Source organism: Paraburkholderia aspalathi (assembly GCF_905220735.1).
Lineage (GTDB): Bacteria > Pseudomonadota > Gammaproteobacteria > Burkholderiales > Burkholderiaceae > Paraburkholderia > Paraburkholderia aspalathi.
Map to the genome: position 1 here is coordinate 1,482,046 of NZ_CAJNBA010000002.1, position 17,581 is coordinate 1,499,626.

Annotated in this window: 7 protein-coding genes; 3 read left to right on the forward strand and 4 right to left on the reverse strand. The window is 61.3% G+C overall.

Features of this window, described 5'->3' with window-relative positions:
* Nucleotides 1–270: 270 nt before the first annotated feature.
* Both KHO30_RS17470 and KHO30_RS17475 read right to left on the reverse strand, forming a co-directional pair.
* Nucleotides 271–1,842 (reverse strand): mannose-1-phosphate guanylyltransferase/mannose-6-phosphate isomerase, encoded by a 1,572-nt coding sequence (locus KHO30_RS17470; protein WP_211701676.1) that lies wholly within the window; start codon nucleotides 1,840–1,842, stop codon nucleotides 271–273.
* 304 nt (nucleotides 1,843–2,146) lie between these two features.
* On the reverse strand, nucleotides 2,147–2,680 hold the full coding sequence (locus KHO30_RS17475; protein WP_200620444.1) for a GNAT family N-acetyltransferase: 534 nt from the start codon (nucleotides 2,678–2,680) through the stop codon (nucleotides 2,147–2,149).
* A 1,166-nt stretch (nucleotides 2,681–3,846) separates the two neighbouring features.
* Here KHO30_RS17475 and KHO30_RS17480 point away from each other — a divergent pair.
* A complete protein-coding gene (locus KHO30_RS17480) occupies nucleotides 3,847–4,581 on the forward strand; it encodes a Crp/Fnr family transcriptional regulator (protein ID WP_200620428.1) in 735 nt (244 codons plus the stop codon).
* A gap of 154 nt (nucleotides 4,582–4,735) precedes the next feature.
* Here the strand turns inward: KHO30_RS17480 and KHO30_RS39760 are convergent, their stop codons facing one another.
* Both KHO30_RS39760 and KHO30_RS17490 read right to left on the reverse strand, forming a co-directional pair.
* Nucleotides 4,736–4,933, reverse strand: coding sequence for a group II intron maturase-specific domain-containing protein (locus KHO30_RS39760; RefSeq protein ID WP_408287719.1), 198 nt, complete (start codon nucleotides 4,931–4,933; stop codon nucleotides 4,736–4,738).
* Nucleotides 4,840–5,772: a glycosyltransferase family 2 protein gene (locus tag KHO30_RS17490; RefSeq protein ID WP_211701677.1), complete on the reverse strand. Its 933-nt coding sequence runs from the start codon at nucleotides 5,770–5,772 to the stop codon at nucleotides 4,840–4,842. The genes KHO30_RS39760 and KHO30_RS17490 overlap by 94 nt, the downstream gene beginning before the upstream one ends.
* A 660-nt stretch (nucleotides 5,773–6,432) precedes the next feature.
* Here KHO30_RS17490 and KHO30_RS17495 point away from each other — a divergent pair.
* A complete protein-coding gene (locus tag KHO30_RS17495) occupies nucleotides 6,433–7,143 on the forward strand; it encodes a 4'-phosphopantetheinyl transferase family protein (protein WP_200620424.1) in 711 nt (236 codons plus the stop codon).
* A 479-nt stretch (nucleotides 7,144–7,622) separates the two neighbouring features.
* The gene (locus tag KHO30_RS17500) at nucleotides 7,623–17,579 is read left to right on the forward strand and encodes a non-ribosomal peptide synthetase/type I polyketide synthase (RefSeq protein ID WP_211701678.1); all 9,957 of its coding nucleotides are present in this window, start codon (nucleotides 7,623–7,625) and stop codon (nucleotides 17,577–17,579) included.
* Nucleotides 17,580–17,581: the final 2 nt, after the last annotated feature.

Genomic DNA, 17,581 nt, shown 5'->3' on the forward strand with positions numbered 1-17,581 from the left:
GTGTAATTGTTCTTTTACGATACGTTGCTAGCTTCGAAACGGTTGCGCCAGTTGGGAAACGTCCTGAGAGGGTTATCCCTCTGAAGAATTGTTTCGTTCATGTAACGCCGCATGTTTTGACGGGCCAAAAGCTTGCGTATCAAGCGTGCCTGCGTTGCAAAATTTGCATAGTGCGAAGACGCACGTAGTGAATCGATTTGTCTGATCCGCAACACGAGGTGGGGAATGGGCCGGCGGCCAACCGGCTCGCCGGCCGACTTCTGTGGGTTACTAGCTGGAAATGCCCGGGCCTGCTTTGCCGGTCTCCTGGCCGCGGCCATACTGATCATCGAAACGCACGATGTCGTCCTCGCCGAGATAGCCGCCTGATTGCACCTCGATGATTTCCAGCGGCGTCTTGCCCGGATTCTCGAGCCGGTGCGTGACGCCGAGCGGAATATAGGTCGATTGATTCTCCGAGAGCAGAAAGGATTCCTCGCCGCGCGTGACACGCGCCGTGCCGCGCACCACCACCCAGTGCTCGGCGCGATGAAAGTGCATCTGCAATGAGAGCCGGCCACCCGGTTGCACCACAATGCGCTTCACCTGAAAGCGTTCGCCGCGGTCGATCGAATCATAAAAGCCCCAGGGCCGCTGGACCTTGCGGTGCTCATGGACTTCCGCACCATGCTCCGCTTTCAGACGGCCGACAATTGCGCGCACCTCCTGCACGCGTTCCTTCGCGGCGACCAGCACCGCATCCGCCGTTTCAACCACCACGACGCCTGTCACGCCAACGCATGCGACCAGTCGGCCGTCCGAATGCGCGAAGCTGTCGGTCGAGCCTTCGAACACCACCCGGCCGCGGCCGACGTTGCCATCGGAGTCCTTCTCGGACAACTGCCAGACCGCATCCCATGCACCGACGTCGGACCAGCCGGCGACCAGGGGCACGACTACACCGGTCAGCCGCATGTCAGAACCAAGATGCTCCATCACTGCGTAATCGATCGAATCGGAGGGACATGCATCGAAAGCAGCGCGATCAAGATGAAGTGCGCCGGCGCCGTCAAGCGACGCCCGCGCAAACGACTCCGCGCATGTCGAGGCGATCAAGGGACAGCAACGCGCGATCGCAGCTAGCCACACCGAAGCACGCACAATGAAAATGCCGCTGTTCCACCAGTACTCGCCGCTGGCGACATATCGCTCGGCCAGTTCTCGATCCGGTTTCTCGACGAAGCCATCGATCGCACGCGCCCCCTGCCGCCCGACCGGCACGCCGGTGCGGATGTAGCCGTAGCCCGTTTCCGGCCGCTCGGGCGGCACGCCGAGTGTCACAATCGCGCCCTGCGCGGCATGAAACACAGCCTGCGCGAGAGCAGCGACGAACGCGGCGTTATCAGCAATCATGTGGTCGGCCGGCATCACGATGAGCACGGGGTCCGGGCCGTCCGGCATATCGGCTTGCGCGGCGAGCGCGGCGAGCGTCAGCGCGGGCGCGGTATTACGCGGCGAAGGTTCAAGCAGGAGGCGAGGCCCACCGTCGCACCGCTCGAGCCGTTCGACGGTCGCGAGGCGCAGTTCGGCGCCGCACACGACAATGGGCGCCGCCCGCTCGAAACGCGGTGCACCGTGCGTGTTGGGCTCCCACGCAAACAGACGGTCTAGCCGATGCACTGTCGATTCGAGCAGCGACTCGTCACCGAACAGGCTGATCAGTTGTTTGGGGCTTTGCTCGCGCGACAGCGGCCATAGCCGCGTGCCCGAGCCACCCGCGAGAATCACCGGCTGGACGGTGCAATACGCCAGCGCCTCGTGTGCCAGCGCCTGCTGCGTGACCGGCAATGCAAAATCGTTCATTCAAATCTCTCCCAATGCAGAAGACTCCGGGCCCCTCGCAACGAGGATTGAACCCGGCACAGCAAGCATTACATGTTGATTGGAGCATGCATCAGCGGCCTATATCTGTTCGCACCCCAACACTGCCACGCTGGCGTGCTAAGCGTTCATCGACTGGAACGCCCTGAAGGATTTTTGACGCAACTTTCACTCATCCATGGATTACGCTCAGACATTGAAATTAATCAATATTCCTAACTGACTGAACAGGCCGTGAACGGATGGTATCCAGACGGCACGCCGGATGCGAGCCAACCCAGCGAAGTTACAGTTTCTCGAACGTACAAACGTCCGGCAATATGCCACGCTGGCGCCGCCCGCAGGCCAGCGGCGCACGATCGCTACGCGCCCTGCATGTCAAACCGACGGATAGCACTCCGTAGTCGAGGAACGGCCCTTCTACCTTGCGAAAGCCGAACTGTTCGTAGAAGGCACACAGGCTGACTGGTGCATTCACTCGTACAACGGTTCCCGGCCAGCGCTCCGCCGTCGCCCGTAGAACCCGCTCGATCAACACCTCAGCCGTGCCGTCGCCGCGCCTCGCCGGACTTGTCAGCACCTTATCAAGCACCACCTGCGGGTACTCTGTATCGCCAGGCCGGACCCGTGCGTATGCAATGATGGGCATCGGGCGAGATATATCTTCGGCCGCAAAAATATGGAGTGCGCATTCGTCGCGCCCATCGGCATCGAGACACAAATGTGACTGTTCGATAACGAATACCGCGCTACGTGCACGCATGATCAGATACAACTCACGTACCGTGCACTGTTCGAATTCGAGCGTTTTCCAGTTGATCACGATTTCCCCAGCGATTCGACAGAAGCTGGCCGTTGCCATGCACGCAAGGTACGCCGGCCAACCTGTCAAACTCGGTGCGCAAGCGCACCGTCGCGAGCGCAACGTGAGCTCGTATGTCAGAGCAACAGAGTTGATCAAGGTTGCATCGGCAACCCGCACGATCGGCCTCACGCCGCGCAGTAAACAGTGCATCAGCGCCACCGACTGTCTCAGACAGTTCTTCGACTTGACCTACGCATGCTGCTTCGGCCCGCGCACGCATGGCGTCACAATTGCGACACTTCGCGATCCAGCCAACGCACGGACCTGGTCGCAAGTGTTCCGTCTGCAGAATCAAGGCCCTATTGAACGCCACCACACCCGCCTCACGGCGACGCTCGGAGCGACCGCTGGCGGCTGGCGGCTGGCGGCTGGCAACTAATCGCCGAAGCAACGCGCGTTATGTGTCCGGGAACGATCCCACGGGCGCCGTTTAAAGCGGACGATACAGAAGCCGCACCCGAACGCGAGGTGGGCGGAATCAATACTGACGCACCGTTTTTCCACCGCTGACGCTATCCGCTGGACCGCCCAACTGGCCCGGAACGCGCATAAAACCTCGCTCTATACGTTTCTTTCCGGCCACCCCGAAAAGGTTGCGTCGACATCGAATAGCTCGCCAAAAATCGCTTCCGTGCGTCAGCCCACTCAACCCGTGGAACACATCTGAATCATTTCTGAACCATCCTGGACGACCGGGCTTGATGCCCGTCCAGCTAGCGTCCAGGCGTTGATTCGCGCCGCGCCGCCACCTGTCTGACACGTGCTATCCCAATCCGATCAATGACTTGGGCCAGGAAAATACCTCCGGCGAGGAACCGGGCAGGCGGGGGCCTGGTGCAGAACTGAAACAAAAACGCATATTTTGCAGCGCGACACGTCATTGTTTGCTTCGCTGCGCCGCACCAGTGCTCGATTCCGACCTCACTGGCACAATCCTCGCTAAATGAGAAGCGCAACACGAGCGCCAGCGTACACAACCCAAAACAACGTCGGCGCACAAAGGCCATACGGGGCCCGCACTGCGTATCCATAGCCGCTCGCCAGGCGGCAGCACGACACGGACGCAGCGACGGGTAGAAAATCAGGGGGCTGCCTCACGCGGCTCCGCGCGAGGACCAATCATGCTCACACTTCAATCCGATCTGCACGGCAATCATTTGCTTGGCGCACTGCCCTCCTACGAGTGGCAAGCAATGGCCCCTCATCTCGAACTCGTTCATCTGCGCACTGAGCAACTCCTGTGCGACTCCGGGCAACGTATCCATCACGTCTATTTTCCGACCACCGCGATCATCTCGATGTTGTCGACAATGGAAGACGGTAGCTCGGTCGAAATTGCTGCGGTTGGACGAGAAGGTATGACAGGCGTTCCGGTATTGACGGGTGGCGAAACCATGCCTAACCGCGTGCAGGTGCAAAGTGCCGGTTTCGCTTACCGTATGACAGCGCAAGCGCTCCGCCAGCATTTCACACGCTCCGACCTGGTGCGCCGTCTGATGATGCTCTACATGCATGCGCTGTTGACCCAGGTGGCACAGACAGCCGCGTGCAATCGCCATCATTCGCTGAACAAGCAGTTGTGCCGCTGGCTGCTGATCGAGATCGATCGCGTCGCCTCAAACGAGTTGACCGTCACGCAGCAATTGATCGCGGATATGCTTGGCGTACGCCGTGAGGGCATCACCGAAGCAGCGGGCAAGCTGCATGACGAAGGCCTGATTCATCACAGCCGCGGCCATATCAAAGTGCTCGACCGCAAGGCGCTGGAATCGCGCGCATGCGAATGTTATGGGCTCGTGAAGCGCGAGTTCGACCGGCTGCTGCCGCGCCTGCAACAAGCCGAGACGGCGAGCTAGGCGGTAAAGTTCGTCTTTCGTCAGGCGCCGCAGCGAAGCCGACATCATGCCTGTCGAATATTGACTTCAATATCCTTGCTTCGCAGGGGGACGCCCCTGTCCCCGGACGCAGCCATCAGGCGAGTACCCGTTGCAGGAATGAACGTGTGACTGCCTACTGGCCGCGTTCTTTGACCTCCGTTAGCCGGAAGTACGCGGTCCAGCCCCGTAGCACCGGATTCAGCGTTGCGATCGCGTCGCCGCGCCTCACGGCAGCGGTCACGACCTCGGAATCTGAATTTTCCGCCTCACCTGTTTTATTAAATTCACACCACCCCTTCCGATAACCAAACGCACAAACGACAACACCCACCCCTTGCTCGGAATTCTTATCTCCCTCAATATTATTCTTCCGACGATATTAAGCCTTAAGACAATACTCAGGTTCTTGTAAATCAGAACATTAAACACCAATGAAGAAACATGCCCATTTGACATAAATTTATTATATTTTTCAAAAAACGCCAGACTTGGCTCACTATTAGTCGCCCCCGATATTCTATTGGCACCCCCACTCAAAGAATATTCCACCAGCGGATCGTGCAAATATATGAATACGCAGCCAGCCATTTCAGCGTTAATGGCAAAATCCCAATCTTGATGACGACGCAAAGATGCATCGAAGCTAATTAACGGATATTGATGACGCCACATCATGATAGAAGAAGTTTGAATATACCCTCCCTCCAATAAAATGAAATCAAGCATCGATTGACCATGATATGGAGACCGGTTGCCCACCGTGCGCCGGTTTCCGTCGGTTAGCATCACGTTACTGAACAACACCTTCGCTTCATTCTCAGGAGGCTTGGGGCCGAACGCCGCGATGCATCGTTCAAGCTTGTTCGGAAGCCATCGGTCATCCGCGTCTACAAAAGCAATCAGATCACCGGTAGCTTCCTCAATGCCTCTGTTTCGACACCACGCCGCCCCACGATTCACGGTCTCGCGAATCAAACGCAATGCAATCTCATCTCCACAATGACTCGGCAACTCGAACTGCAACCCCGATGCATCATCTATAACAATAATTTCTCGCGGAACAACTGTCTGGCTAGATATTGATTCTATAGCCACCCAAAGCAAATCAGGGCTATTGTAGTGCGGAATTATCACACTAACACCATAGACATCATCACAATCACGCCCCATCCCACACCTCGAATCTAAATTTCGAAAAAATCCTCACACAAATAAAAAATATCCGGTTTCACCTGGCAGGCAGATTAATTACACTTGCCATTCCAATATTTTACGAATTACAAAATAAATGCTGTCAAATCGCTTTCCAATACTGAGTTTCGACCCCGTTCTTCTCGAACAACATGGTGCTGACATAGTTCAATGTCGGATTAAGCCCTCGTGCGCGGGTGCATCGACCAGCTCATCATCTGCCTGCTGAACAGGTCGATGGCGACGACCAGATACGTCAAGAATGAAGTGCTCTTAGGGAAAGCCAGCGTTCGGTCGCCGCCACGTAGGTGATGTAGCCCGTCTATCGCGATGAAGTTGCGCGCCAGCAGATTCGGCGCGACCGGCAAGCCATGATTCGAGTTCGTTGTCGCAACGTACTTGCGCTCGTTCGAGCGACGCAAGCCGTGCAGCGCCGTCGCGGCAACTGGCGGCGCGATACGCTGTGACGAATCGTAAAACGGTCTCCCCGCAACGTTCCGTGGGTTGCCCAACAATCCCGCGTAAATTGCGATCGACGGGTCGCGGTTGAAGACTGATCAACATCAGGGGGCACGCCGCCCGCTGATGTTGATCCTGTAGAATCAGGAAGCCCCAGCGCCAGTCGAATCCAGGCTCTCAATGTCCTCTTCTCTCCTTACACCGCCCTCTGCGCAAGAAGTGCATGTCTGGCAGTGGGATCTCGATGTCTGCAGTGGTGATGTTGACCAGTACTGGGAAATGCTATCGGCGCAAGAGCGCGAGCGCGCCGACAAATTCCGCTTCGAACGGCATCGCCGTCGCTTCGTGGCAGGACGCGGCGAACTCAGGCGGCTCCTCAGCCGCTATCTCGGGCTATCACCGCGGGAGGTCGCCCTAGCTTATGGTTCGGATGGCAAACCTTTCTGCACGAGCCAGCCTCCTGGGTGGAGGATCTGCTTCAACCTCAGTCACAGCGAGAACGCAGCAGCTCTCGCAATCTCGAGCGGTTTCGAGGTCGGCATCGACGTAGAACAACTCCGCCCAATCGAGGAGAGTATGCCGCTCGACGTATTCTCCACCCGGGAGCGCGCGGAGTTCACCGCGTTGCCCGATACAGAACGGCAAAATGTCTTCTTTGAAAGCTGGGCGCGCAAAGAGGCCTGCTTGAAAGCTCTCGGCACCGGCTTTATCCTGCCACCGGCCCATTTCGAGTTCGATCTTTCCATCCGTGGCGACACGACGCCTCGCTTCGTCGGCGGCGAGGCGGAGGAAGCGACGCATTGGCGCATTTGCACCCTGTCATCCAGTCCGACTTGCGCAGGAGCGGTAGCGGCCCGACGCACGGACTGGTCGATTGTCGAAATGAATTGACGGACGGCATCTTCGTCAGAGAAACGGCCCGCCCTGCGAAGGCGCCTCAATAACCTGCACTGGCGCGCATAGTTAGAGCCGTATACGCCACAGCGCGCCACGACGCATCTACTTGCGCCATATCGAGCGGCTTAGCTCCATTCTTCTTCCGAAACGTGACGCGAATATCGCGTGCGGTCTGTCTTCCCGCCACATTCCAGGTTTAAGCGAAAGTGCCCGACACGCTCTGGGCGCGCGAACTCTTCGGGGCGATGTGTTGTTGCATCGTCCGTGTGTGCGACGGCGTACGGATAGGCAAGCCGCGGAAGATTAACTTCCACTTACAGCAAATTTCGCGTTTTGAGACGCGGATCTGGCACGGATGGCCTCGTGCTGCTTGCGCCTCCTGTGACTGGCCGCCGCTAAGTACGCTCGCTGCGCGCTTAACGCCAGGCGTAGCTCAGTACAAGGCCTTCACCTAAATTATTGGAGATCGGCAAATGTCACACAGAGATGGATATTTAGGCGACTTGCCGAGCGGGCCGGATCATGTACCTGGTGTGGCAGAGCGCTTCGATGCCGGATGTGCGGCGTTTGGCAATCATCTTGCTGCGATCGACGCGACGGGTGAAGAAAGTTATGCCGCGCTCGGCGAACGTTCGGCCCGTCTTGCTACCGTCCTGTACCGTATGGGACTGGAGCGAGGCGACCGCTGCGCCATCATGGTTCCGCGCAGTCGGGACACGCTGGCTTTGATCCTGGCGATCCTGCGTCTGGGAGCCGTCTATGTGCCGCTGGATCCGGCCTATCCCCGGGCGCAGCTCGATTTCATCGTTGCCGATTGCTTGCCCAAGCTCATCGTCGCAGAAGAGGCTGCTCTCGCCAGCGTTGGCGACCTGAATGGGGCGTTGGTCGATCTGGCGGATCTCGTGGCATCGTCGGAGGCTGCCGATCCCGCTGTGCTCCAGGCTTCCGGTGGCAACGACCCTGCCTACATCATGTACACCTCCGGCTCGACCGGCAAACCCAAGGGCGTGATCGTGCCGCACCGCGCGATTCTGCGCCTGGTGCATGGCCAAACCTTCGCTGACCTGTCGTCGCAGACGCGGTTCCTCAACCTCGCACCGCTCGCGTTCGATGCAAGTACGCTGGAGATCTGGGGGCCGCTACTGAACGGTGGCTGTGCCGCTATCATCAACGAGGTTCAACCCTCGCTTGACACCGTCGCCTCCGAGATTGCGCGACTCGGCGTGACGAGCGCCTGGTTCACGGCCGGCCTCTTCAACGCGCTCGCCGACTATCGGCTGGAAGCCTTTCTTCCGCTCAAGGAGGTGCTGACTGGCGGGGATGTGCTGTCGCCCGTCCACGTACGCAAAGTCATGGAGGCCCATCCCGGGCTGCAGATCGTCAACGGCTATGGTCCGACCGAGAACACGACCTTTTCCTGCTGCTACCGCATTCCGCGCGGCGGCGAGGCCCTGGCAAATGGCGACGCCATTCCCATCGGCGACGCCATCGCGGGCACGCTCGTCTACATTCTGGACGACAAGTTCGTTCCAGTCGGCGAGGGAGAAGTGGGTGAGCTCGTCGTGGGCGGTGAAGGCGTTGCGCTCGGCTACCTCAACCGTCCCGAACTGACGGCGGAGAAGTTCGTCGACGACGTCTTCACCCCCGGCGCCAAGCTCTACCGCACCGGTGACCTGGTCCGCCGTCGCCCGGACGGAGCCATTGATTTCCTGGGTCGCAACGATCGGCAAATCAAGATCGCCGGCAAACGCATCGAACTCGATGAAATCGAACATGCCCTACGTGCGGCTCCCGGCGCAGCCGATGCGGTCGCGGTAGCGTTTGAGAGCCGCAGGGGAAAGTCCATCGCCGGCTTCGTAAAGGCCGATGTGGCGACCGCCGCTGTCTTGCTGGACGGAATACGCGCTTATCTCAAGGCTGCTTTGCCCGACTACATGATGCCGGCGGAGTTGCGAATCCTATCGGCCTTTCCTCTGACACCGAATGGCAAGGTCGACCGCAAAGCCCTGCTTGCGGGGCTCGATACACCCGCCGCGGCACCGGCCGCACCCGAGCCGATAGACGACGACATCGCCGCAAAGCTGGCGGCTGTGTTCGAGGGGCTCCTCGGCAACCCTGTCGATCGCCGGTCGAATTTCTTTGACCTTGGATTGCGCTCGCTGGATCTGATGAAGGCGCACGCCATCATCATGCGCGACGTGGCGGCCAAGGTTGCGCTGGTAGATCTGTTTCGCCATCCTAATGTCGAGGCGCTGGCCACGCATCTGCGTGCCACGCTCGGGGTGGTGAAGGATGAGGCAATCCGGCTGCGCCGGGACACGCAAGGCGGGGCCGTTGCAGTCATCGGCATGTCCGGACGGTTTCCAGGTGCGCGCAATGTCTCCGAGCTTTGGGCCAACATCCTCGCGGGGCGCGACTGCATTACGCATTTCGACGTGACGGAACTGGAAGACAGCTTCGACGAGAACGCTCGCCGCGAAGAACGTTATGTCAAGGCGAAGCCGATACTCTCTGACGTCGACCGCTTTGATGCCGGTTTTTTTGGGATGCTAGCGCGCGAAGCGGCACTGACCGACCCGCAGCAGCGCCTTTTCCTCCAGATCGCCTGGGAGGCGTTCGAAGACGCCGGATATGATCCGGCGACGATCGCCGGCGCCGTCGGGGTATTCGCCGGCACCTCGATGAATACCTACTTCCTCAAGCATGTCCTGTCCGATCGTGGCGTCATCGACGAGTTCACGAGCCAGTTTCAGATCGGCGAGTATCAAAAGCTGGTGGGGGCCGGTGATTTCGTCGCTACCCGCACCGCCTACAAGCTCGGCCTCACGGGGCCGGCCATATCGGTACAGACGGCATGCTCTACCTCGATGACCGCGATTGGCCTGGCCGTAGAGAACCTGCGATCGGGACGCTGTGACATGGCGCTGGCCGGCGGTGTGTCGGTCACCTTCCCGCAGAAGCGCGGCTACTTCTATGAGGAAGGCGGAATGGGTGCGCCCGATGGGGTTTGCCGCCCGTTTGATGCTGGGGCCAGCGGCACGGTGTTCGGTAGCGGCGCCGGCGTTGTCTTGCTGAAACGTCTCGAGGACGCCATCGCCGACGAGGATCCGATCTATGCCGTGATCCGTGGTGTTGGCATCAACAACGACGGTTCCGACAAGGTCGGCTTCACCGCTCCCAGCGTCGATGCGCAGGCTCGCGCCATTGCCATCGCGCACGCCGAGGCCGGCATCGATCCCGCCTCCATTGGCTATGTCGAAGCCCATGGTACGGCGACGCCGCTTGGAGACCCCATTGAATTCGCAGGCCTGGTGCAGGCATTCCGCCTGGGCGGCGTCGAGGGCGGTCAATTCTGTGCCCTCGGCTCGGCGAAGGCCAATGTCGGACACCTTGATGCGGCTGCCGGCGTGACGGGTTTCATCGCGGCGGCGCTCGCCTTGCGCGACCGTGTCTTGCCGCCGCTCCTGCATTTCCGTTCGCCCAATCCGGCCATCGACTCGGCTAACAGCCCCTTCTTTTTCAACGCGGCTGCGAGTCCCTGGGCCGATGGCCCGGCACCGCGTCGCGCTGGCGTGAGTTCCTTCGGCGTCGGCGGTACGAACGTCCATGTGGTGTTGGAGGAAGCGCCCTGCCGCGCCAACGCCGCCTGTGAGTCGCAAGAAGCGCCGCAAGAGGGACTGCAGATATTGCCGCTCTCGGCGAGGAGCGCGGCAGCGCTCGAACGCACCAAGGCCTATCTCGCCAGCCATCTGGCAGCCCATTCCGGTCTCTCGCTCGCAGACGTGGCCGCGACGCTGCAAACGGGCCGCCGCTCCTTCACCCACCGCGCCGTGGTCATCGCCGAGAGTCTCGATCAGGCTCAGGCGAAGCTCCAAAAGGGGGCCATCGAAGCCCAGGCCCCTCAGGCCGCGCCCGCGGTGGTCTTTATGTTTCCCGGCCAGGGCGCCCAGTATCCGGGCATGGGCGAAGCGCTCTATCGCACCGAGCCGGTGTATCGCCAGTGGATCGATAAGGGCGCCGAAGCGCTGGCTCCGCATGTCGGACTCGATATCCGGACCCTGCTGTTCAGCGATGCCCCGGAAGGCGACGACACGCCGCACCCCATCCGTTCGACGATCTACGCGCAGCCGGCCCTGTTCCTGGTCGAATATGCGCTGGCGCAACTGTGGATCTCACGCGGCATCAAGCCGACGGCGATGATCGGCCACAGCGTCGGCGAACTGGTCGCAGCCTGCGTGGCCGAGGCGATCGCTTTCGAGGATGCGCTGTACCTGATCGCCCGGCGTGGCGCGCTCATGCAGTCGGCCGAACCGGGCGCGATGCTGGTCGTGCGTCTGTCGGAGGCCGATCTCGTGCCCATCCTGCCCGACGATGTCGACCTCGCCGCAGTCAATGCGCCGTCGCTCAGCGTAGTGGCGGGCCCCTTCGCTGCCATCGAGGCTTTCGAGGCCACGCTGAAGGCAAGGGATATCGAGCATCGACGTCTGCATACCTCGCATGCCTTCCACTCGCGCATGATGTCCGGCGTCGTTGAAGATCTTGCCAGGCTTGCGGACACCCTTTCTTTCGCCAGGCCGAAGATCCCGTACGTGTCCACCGTGACCGGCGAGTGGGCGGCGATGGATCAGCCGGTGCCCGGACGTTACTGGGCCAGTCATTGCCGCAACGTGGTGCGCTTCAGTGACGCGCTGGCCACGGTGACAGCGCAGGACAAGCCCCTACTCCTCGAAATCGGCCCTGGCCGGACGCTGTCGACGTTTGCCATGCAGGGATTGCCCAAGGACCGATATGTGGGCGCGATTGCCTCCCTGCCTGATTTCGCAATGCGCGACCGGGAACTTTCCGTCCTGGCCGAAGCGACCGGGCGGTTGTGGCTGAACGGTGTTACGCCGAACTGGAAAACCGTCCAGGCCGAAGCCGCCCACCGTGTTTCGCTACCGACCTATCCGTTCGAACCGGAACGGCATTGGATTGACGCACCTGCAACTGCCTCTTCAAGCCACCCGACGACGGCCACGGCGGCGATTGCCGCTCCAGTCTCGTCCGACGCCATAACCAACATTGCCCAGACCGCCATGACCCAAGCCGTCCAAATCGACCGCAAACCGCGTCTCATTGCCGAACTGGCGTCACTTCTCGCCGAGATGTCCGGCGAAGCGCCGGATACGTCCAATCCGGACGTGACCTTCTGGGATCTCGGTTACGACTCTCTGTTCATGGGACAAGTCTCCCGGCAGCTTCGCCGCCGCTACGACGTCACGATCAGCTTCCGGCAGATCATGAGCGACTACCCGACGCTGCCCGCCCTGGCGCAGTTCCTCGATGGCGCTTTGCCGCCTGATCCTGAACCGCAAATCGCGCCTGCCGCGGCCGAGGCTTCGCCAGTTGCCGTTGCCGCATCAGCCGCTCCCATCGCGGCTGCGCCGGTCGCCGTCGCGGGACAGGCCGCTCCCATCATGGCCGCTGTCGCGGCCACGGGTGACATCCAATCGGTATTCCGCGACCAGCTCGCTGCGATGCAGTCCCTGATGTCGCGTCAGCTCGAGGTGCTCCAGGGCGCGCCGCTAACGCTCCAGCAGCCTGCAGCGGCAATTCAGGCCCCCGCTCCGAGCGCCGCGCTCGCGTCGACCGCGTCGGCCGCACTGGCCGCACCGGCCGCGGCTTCCGCGCAGCCCACCGGCCCCGAGATCAAGTTCGAGGAGAACCGGCCGACGCGCTTTAACGCGTACAAGCCTGGCGCTACGAGCTCGGCGCAGATCACCGATGCCCAGACGGCGTTCATCGCCGATCTGTCGGCTCGCTACTCGGCGAGGACTGCCACCTCCAAATCTCGTACGCAATCCTACCGTTCTGTGCTTGCCGATCCGCGTACCGCCAGCGGCTTCCGCGAGGAATGGAAGGAGCTTGTCTATCCCATCGTCGCCCAGCGCTCCAAGGGCTCGAAGATCTGGGATGTCGACGGCAATGAATATATCGATGTAGTCAACGGCTACGGTCAGACCGCGTTTGGCCATACGCCGGATTTCGTCGTGGAAGCGGTTAACGCGCAGATGGCGGAAGGCTTTGCCATCGGGCCGCAGTCCCCGCTTGCGGGCGAGGTCGCCCAAATGTTTGCCGAAATGACCGGGCATGAGCGCGTCACCTTCTGCAATACCGGTTCGGAAGCCGTGATGGCAGCGATGCGTCTCGCGCGCACTGTGACAGGCAAGGAGAAGGTCGTCTGCTTCGACGGCGACTACCACGGCCAGTTCGACGAAGTCCTCGTCAAGCCCGGGAGCGAGGCGGGCGTCCCGCGTGCTTTCCCGCTCGCGCCCGGCATCCCGCAGAGCTCCGTGGGCAACATGGTCGTGCTGCCCTACGCCAGGTCCGAAAGCCTCGAGTGGATCAAAGCCAATATCGACGATATCGCCGCTGTCCTGATCGAGCCTGTGCAGTCGCGCCATCCGAATCTGCGACCGAAGGAATTCGTGCAGCAATTGCGCGAAGTCACCGCGGCCAACGAATCCGCCCTTATCGTCGACGAGGTCGTGACGGGCTTTCGCGTCCATCCGGCCGGCATGCAAGGCTATTGGGGTATCAAGGGCGACATGGCGACCTACGGCAAGGTGGTCGGCGGCGGCCTGCCCGTCGGCGTGCTCGCCGGCACCGCGCAGTTCATGGATGCGCTCGACGGCGGCCAGTGGCAATTCGGCGACGCCTCGGTTCCCGAAGTCCCGCCGACCTTCTTCGCCGGCACTTTCGTGCGCCATCCCGTAGTGTTGGCCGCGATGAAAGCTGTCCTCCTGCACCTCAAGGAGGCCGGCCCGGCGCTGCAGGAATCGCTTGGCGCCCGTATGAACGGCCTCGTACAACGCATCAATGCCCACCTGGAGCAAGTCGGCATCGCCACGCGGGCGGAATCCTTCTCGAGCTGGTTCTATATCAGTTTTGCAGGCGAAGACCGCCTGGGCAGTCTGTTCTATGCCTATATGCGCTACCTCGGCGTCCACATCATGGAAGGCTTCCCATGCTTCCTGACGACCAGCCATTCGGATGAGGACATCCGCAAGATCGGCGATGCCTTCGTCGAAAGTATTTCCGCACTCCAAAGCGTAGGTATTCTCGGCGGCACGAAGGACGCCCTCGCTTTGACATCGCCGGCCGGACATCAGCCACTCGTGGAGTCTCCGCTCACCGAGCCTCAGAAAGAAATCTGGATGTCGGCTCAACTGGGCAATGAAGCATCGCTCGCGTTCAATGAGTCCTTCACCCTGGAGCTCACGGGCCACCTGAACGAGGCCGCTTTCGAACGCGCCTTCGCGGCGACGATTGCCCGCCACGATGCGTTGCGCGCTCGCTTCTCACGCGTCGGCGACAAGATGTTCGCGGATGCTGCGACGACCGTTCCGCTGGAAAAGATCGACCTTTCCGGCCACCCCGATGCGACCGGAGAACTTCAGACCTTCATCGATGCGGAAGCGCGTGAGGTCTTCGATCTCACTCGTGCTCCGCTGGTGAGCGCCGCGCTGGTGCGTCTGGAAGCCCAGAAGTGGGCCTTCGTCTTCACCGCGCATCACATCGTTTGCGACGGATGGTCGATCAACATCATCCTGCGCGACCTGGGGGCCCTCTACGCGGCCGGGATTTCGGGCAAGGAGCCCGAGCTCGACGAGGTGCAGAGTTTTCTCGCTTTCGCCAAGGCGCAGGATGAGGCCGGTGTCGACAAGGAGACGCGCGACTTCTGGCTGAATCTCCATCGCGACCCCGCGCCGCAGCTCGACTTGCCCGGCGACCGCTCGCGCCCGGAGTTCAAGAGCTTCCGCGGCGCCTCGACGACACGCCAGCTGGGTGCCAATCTTCTCAAGCAGGTAAAAGCCGCTTCGTCGAAGCAGGGCTGCTCGCTGTTTGCCACCCTGTTGGGCGCCTTCCAGGTGTTGTTTGGCCGTCTATCCGGTAATGACGATGTCGTCGTCGCCGCACCGATGGCTGGCCAGTCTCAAGCCGGCGAGGCACTTCTGGTCGGGCACTGCGTCAATTTCCTGCCATTGCGCGTCAGGTTCGACTGCAACAAGCCATTCGCCGCGCACATGAAGGCAGTGCGTGATCACGTCTTCGACGCTGGAGACCGGCAGAACTACACCTATGGCGCGCTGGTTCGCGATCTCGGTATCAAGCGTGATTTCAATCGACTGCCGCTGACTGATCTGCAGTTCAATCTGGAGAAGGTCGACGAACTGCTCGACATGGCCGGCGTGGCCACGCACTTTACGCCGAACGCGAAGGCCTACAGCAACTTCGATCTGTTCCTGAACGTGATCGAATCGCCCCAGGGTCTTCGTCTGGATTGCGACTTCAACACCGACGTCTATAACGAGTCGACGGTCGGGCGTTGGCTCGGCTACTACGAAACCTTGCTCGCGGCGATCGCCCACGATGCCACAACGCCGGTTGCGGCACTGCCTCTGTTGAGCGAAACCGAGATTCACCACCTTCGCGACGAGCTGAATGCGTCCCAGCGTGACTACGATCTCTCGCAGACGGTTCCGGCGATGATCGCCGCGCAGGCCCGCCAAACCCCCGATACGACGGCCGTGTCGGATGAGGCGGAGAGCCTCGCCTATCGCGAGCTCGATGCACGCGCCAGCCAGATCGCCCGCAGGCTCGTGGCAGCGGGTATAGCGCCGCGCGGACGCGTCGCCATCGCGATGGACCGCACTGCGATGACCGTGGCTGCCATGATTGGCGTGTGGCGCGCCGGTTGCGCGTATGTGCCCCTCGACATGACGATGCCCCCTGCGCGCCTGCGCCAGATCCTCGATGGTGCTGACATCGCCGCCATCCTCAGCGATGCGGGAAGCCGGACGGTGCTGGAACCGGGTGAACATCGCGTGCTGGAACTGGAGGCTCTCCTTGAGGAGTACGACGACGATGAGGACAGCGGCGACGAGGCCGTGACTTTGCCCGTCGTGTCGGATGCCGATTCGGCCTACGTAATCTTCACTTCGGGCTCGACGGGCCAGCCCAAGGGTGTGGAGATCGGCCATCGCGCGCTGAGCAACTTCCTGTTGTCGATGGCACAAGCGCCGGGCTTTACGGCGAGAGACCGCGTCGTCGCGGTCACCACGTTCTCCTTCGATATTTCCGGCCTCGAGCTGTTCCTGCCGCTCATCGTCGGTGGGCAGACCTTCATCGCAGGCCATGCAGAGGTGCGCACCGGCTACGAGTTGGTGACCCGGCTGAAGGACGAGGCCGCCACCGTTCTCCAGGCCACGCCATCGCTATGGCGCATGCTGCTCGAGGCCGGCTTCAAGGCACCGAAGGGCTTCAAGATCCTTTGCGGCGGTGAGCCGTTGCCGCGCGATCTCGCCGACGATCTGCTGGCGACCGGCGCTCAGGTGTGGAACCTCTACGGCCCGACGGAAACAACGATCTGGTCTTCTGCCTTGCGTGTTGTTGCGAACGGGCCCGTGGTCATCGGCGCCCCCATCGCCAATACGGACCTGCATGTGCTGACCGACGACCTGCATCTGGCGCCCGAAGGTGTCAGCGGCGAACTGTGGATTGGCGGCGAAGGCCTGGCAAAGGGCTATTTCAACCGTCCCGATCTCACCGATGCCGCTTTCAGGCCGGTTGCCATCGAGGGTGCTGCGCCGCGCCGGCTCTACCGCACCGGCGATCTTGCCAAGCGGCTTGCCGATGGCTCGCTGCTACACCTCGGCCGTCGCGACCAGCAGATCAAACTGCGCGGCTTCCGCATCGAGATCGAGGATATCGAGGCTGCCTTGCGTAAGGCGCCCGGCGTTGCTGCGGCAGCCGTCGCCTTGCATACCGTCAACGACAGTCCTCGCCTCGTGGGCTATATCGTTGAGACTGCCTTTGACAAGACCGACCAGGGAGCGATCGCGGCGCATGTTGCCGGGCAATTGCCGGCCTATATGGTGCCGACCCTGTGGATGACGCTCGACGCGCTGCCGCAGACCAGCAATGGCAAGCTCGACCGTAAAGCCCTGCCCGTGCCGACACCGGACATGGTGGCCACACCTGTCCGTCAGCCGCACGCCGCTCTCACGGTGGTTCCGCAGGCCTCCATGCCGGCCGGATCAGTGGCCACGCCGATCGAACTACCGGCCGTGCCGGCCGAAGCAGCAACCGTGACGCCGACTCAGGCCACCATCGCGGCGATCTGGGGGGAAGTGCTCGGCTTGCAGCATATCGGCATCGACCAGCAGTTCTTCAGCCTCGGCGCAGACAGCCTCCAGCTGTTCCGCATCGTTGCACGAATGAACGAGCGCGGACTGGGTGTGGATGCCCGTCAACTCATGAAGAACGTTACGATCGCCGAATTGGCGGTGAGCCTTGACGGCACGCAGGAGAACGAACTGATGGAGGCTCCTGCCGTAGCCCGGCCATCGATCCTCAACTTCAAACGCAGAATTGCCGAAGGAGCCTGAGC

What these genes read in the sequence shown, in the direction of transcription:
- KHO30_RS17490 (WP_211701677.1), bottom strand. Translation starts at nt 5,772, where the DNA reads ATGGGGCGTGATTGTGATGATGTCTATGGTGTTAGTGTGATAATTCCG.
- KHO30_RS17480 (WP_200620428.1), top strand. Translation starts at nt 3,847, where the DNA reads ATGCTCACACTTCAATCCGATCTGCACGGCAATCATTTGCTTGGCGCA.
- KHO30_RS17470 (WP_211701676.1), bottom strand. Translation starts at nt 1,842, where the DNA reads ATGAACGATTTTGCATTGCCGGTCACGCAGCAGGCGCTGGCACACGAG.
- KHO30_RS17495 (WP_200620424.1), top strand. Translation starts at nt 6,433, where the DNA reads ATGTCCTCTTCTCTCCTTACACCGCCCTCTGCGCAAGAAGTGCATGTC.
- KHO30_RS17500 (WP_211701678.1), top strand. Translation starts at nt 7,623, where the DNA reads ATGTCACACAGAGATGGATATTTAGGCGACTTGCCGAGCGGGCCGGAT.